We start from the raw sequence: 3,308 nt of genomic DNA, 5'->3' as shown, positions 1-3,308 counted from the left end.
TAATACCATAAAGTTCCTGAGTCAGGCTGTGTCCTTAGCAGTCAGGCAGCGTTCTCACGAATTGTCTCTGATTCCGCTTTTGAAGTGAGTGGGGTGACTTTGTCAATCTCTACACCTGAATGCTTACCTGATCAAGGGAGGCAAGCAAAAGGCAATTTTTTAAAAAAAATCGCAAAATTATGTATTTTATATCTATTATTTATACCGCAATTATACTGAAATTTTACTAGATTTTACTGACTTAAATAATACTATAAAAAAACGATTTTTTTCGAAAAATATTTTCAATAATTAATAGGATTTAATTATATAGCGTTTTCAAATGAGATGTGAAACTAGGATTGATGGGAAAAGGCAACAGGCAACAAGCAACAAACAACAGTAGAAAAAAAATGCTTGTTTTTTTTGTTTTATGAGAAATCAGGATTGGATTTCATGATCTATTTGGTTTAGCTATATATAGTCGAATTCAACGAAAATAAGTCAGTAGGATTTGACTGGGGAATGAGAGATTGAGAAATATATTTCTCACCTCATCACCCCATCACTTCATCATTTGTAGTTTGAATAAATGAAATTGATATTAGAAATAGGAGTTTTGAATGATTACTTCAGCAAAAGTCAGTGTTGTCGTTCCTGCTTATAACGTTCGCTCTTACATTTGGGAAGCGCTAGTCTCTCTTGAGCGTCAGTCTTATCGAGAATTTGAAGTCCTGATTGTTGACGACGGCTCTACTGATGATACCGCTGAACTCGTTAAACCGTTTTGTCGGCGGGATTCACGCTTTCAGTTATTGCAGAAGTCCAATGGAGGACTCTCATCGGCTCGTAACTATGGCATCCGTCATGCTCGTGCTAGCTACATCGCTCTACTTGATGCAGATGATGTCTACAAGCCGGACAAACTAGCTAAGCATGTGGCTGTACTGGATCGGGAACCAGAAGTAGGGGTTGTCTACAGTGCTTCACAAGCAATCCGTGATGATGGAAGTCCCACGATCATGCGTCTGAGTGGTAAGCCAGTTATGTCTGACCCACTCAAGCGCCCTACTGTACAAGAATTTCATTGGTCATGGTTCTAATGGTGTATTCCGAAGCTGTCTAGTGGATGAAGTCGGGGAATTTGACGAAGGGTTACGCAGTTCAGAAGATATAGATTTCTGGTTAAGAATTGCTGCTACGGGACGCTGGCGTTTTTATCGGGAGCCAAAAGTCCTGTGTTGCTACCGAGTTCGTCCTTCTGGACTTTCTTTTAATATAACACAAATGCAGCATTCTCATGAACAGGTACTTAAATCAGCTTATGAACGTTCTCCAGAATTGGTAGAGAAAGTATTGCCTACGGCTTACGCCTATATGTATCGCTACCTAGCTCGATTATCCCTAACTGCTGGTGATGCAGCTAAAGCTGTTCACTTTATCAACCAAGCGTTAGCTGCCAATAGCTCAATCTTCTATCGCGATCCGCGATCGCTTCTGACGCTGGTAGCTGTACGTCTGGCACCACTAGCTAAGTTGGTGATTAAGCGATCACTTGGCTCCGTAGAATACAGAGCAAACAACTAAAAATTTTGTATTAGTCATCAGTAATTGGTCATTTGCCTTTGAGATGTAAGGCTTTTTCATGCAAGCCTTTTGTCCCTTCCAAACCTTGCTAACCTAATGAAACTCAGCTCGTTACTCACAAGTGGGTTCTGGACAACATACGGAGCCCTCGGGACACGTCTGCTGGTATTGCTAAGTAACCTGATACTAGCAAGGTTGCTGTTGCCATCTGAATTTGGGGTGATTAGCGTTGCCTATATTTTTTGGTCTTTCCTGAATTTGTTCACCCAAGGCACCATCAACTCTTTTATTGTCTACAAGGGCATTGAAGACCAGCGTTATTTAAATACAACATACACAATTGCTATTGCCAGGGGATTGATGTTGGCAGTGGCAATGGTGGCGATATCTCCCCTAGCGGCTAACTTTTTCGGTGTACCAGACCTGGTATGGATTCTGATCGTGTTCGCCTTTAATCTGGTGGTGGCTTCTATCCAGTCTGTTTATCAGGGAGTACTCACTAGACAGATGAGGTATCGGGAAATAGCCCATGCGACCATAATCGCCTCGTTAGTGCGAGTAGTCTCTACCACTGGTTGCGCCTTTATCGGTTTGAGCTATTGGTCATTTGTAGTGGGAGATGCGGCTTTTTGGTTTATAGAGTATTGGATTAGTCGTCGTCATGTAGAACACAAATTCCGCTTACAAATTGATCCACAGGCTAGCTCAGAAGTCTTGTCGTTCTGTTTTGGTGCCACTGGCTCCAGTTTGGGATTTTATGTAAATGCCAATGGTGACAACTTTGTCATTGGTAAACTGCTGGGTAATACTAATTTGGGATACTACAACTTTGCTTACCAATTGACCCAGACAATTAACACTGTAATGGGTGAGGTGATTAATCAGGTAGGAATGTCTTCATTCGCCCAGTTAGAGAATGACGAACAGCAGCAAAGTGTTCTAGTCACAATGGTTGAACAAATGGCTTTCCTGGGGGCTCCTCTATACGCCTTATTTTTTTTAGTGGTAGACGATCAGCTCATCTCTATGATATTTGGCCAGAAGTGGGTGCCAGCCTGCCAGGTGATTCCTTGGTTACTTGTGTTTGCTTACTTTAGGCTGATCAATAATTCACTGATTAATATGCTTGCAGCAAAAGGCAGAACTGGGATTAACGCCAAGGTTAACCTTATGATTGCTCCCGTAGCGTTCTTGAGCTTTATCATTGGTGCTGAGCAAGCAGGAATACTTGGGGTGGGAATTGCAGTTACTTTCGTGCTAGGAATTGTTTGGACAGTTTACTGGTGGTGGGTAGCTTGCGGAGCACTAGGTTGGCCATTGATTAAGTTTTTACTACCGTGCTTTAAAGCTGCTGTGATTGTACTGCTAGCAATTGTGAGTTGTCTAGGGTTACCAACAATCCTGAAGCCCTTCCTATTTATGAGTCTCTATATCGTCTGTATGCGCCTGATCGCTGCCAAACAATTTTTAAGTTACCAGTCTCTACTAGGGAAATTGGCTAATCAGCTGACAAAGTTAGGTAAAAGTCAGTTATCAGCTAATAATTCAGTAAATTTACTGAAGGTTAGGTTAACCGAATTCACTGTTTAATCGGTAATTTCTCTAATCTAAATTAAGGCATTAAATAGGCACAATGTTATTGTGGCTGCTCATATATAGCAGTTATCACTTGAGTTATGGAAAAAGTCATGGATTGTAGGGAGTAGGGAGTAGGGAGTAGGGAGTAGGAATCCCCTCTTCCT

Annotated in this window: 3 protein-coding genes; all 3 read left to right on the top strand. The window is 41.6% G+C overall.

From position 1 onward, the window contains the following. The first annotated feature begins 602 nt into the window (after positions 1 to 602). The 3 genes from F6K57_RS40650 to F6K57_RS40640 all read left to right on the top strand — a co-directional run bounded on the left by F6K57_RS40650 (position 603) and on the right by F6K57_RS40640 (position 3,156). Entirely contained in the window at positions 603 to 1,082 is a 480-nt protein-coding gene (locus F6K57_RS40650) for a glycosyltransferase family A protein (protein ID WP_229415359.1), read from the top strand. Continuing rightward, positions 1,012 to 1,566: a hypothetical protein gene (locus F6K57_RS40645; protein ID WP_293074626.1), complete on the top strand. Its 555-nt coding sequence runs from the start codon at positions 1,012 to 1,014 to the stop codon at positions 1,564 to 1,566. The genes F6K57_RS40650 and F6K57_RS40645 overlap by 71 nt, the downstream gene beginning before the upstream one ends. Positions 1,567 to 1,662: 96 nt before the next feature. Then, positions 1,663 to 3,156 (top strand): oligosaccharide flippase family protein, encoded by a 1,494-nt coding sequence (locus F6K57_RS40640; RefSeq protein ID WP_293074624.1) that lies wholly within the window; start codon positions 1,663 to 1,665, stop codon positions 3,154 to 3,156. Positions 3,157 to 3,308: the final 152 nt, after the last annotated feature.

Source organism: Moorena sp. SIO4A5, assembly GCF_010672005.1.
Taxonomy (GTDB): Bacteria; Cyanobacteriota; Cyanobacteriia; order Cyanobacteriales; family Coleofasciculaceae; genus Moorena.
This window is presented reverse-complemented; position numbering and strand designations above follow the sequence as displayed.

Bases quoted from the DNA above. Each gene is read 5' to 3' on its own strand.
- F6K57_RS40650 (WP_229415359.1), top strand. From the start codon at position 603: ATGATTACTTCAGCAAAAGTCAGTGTTGTCGTTCCTGCTTATAACGTT.
- F6K57_RS40640 (WP_293074624.1), top strand. From the start codon at position 1,663: ATGAAACTCAGCTCGTTACTCACAAGTGGGTTCTGGACAACATACGGA.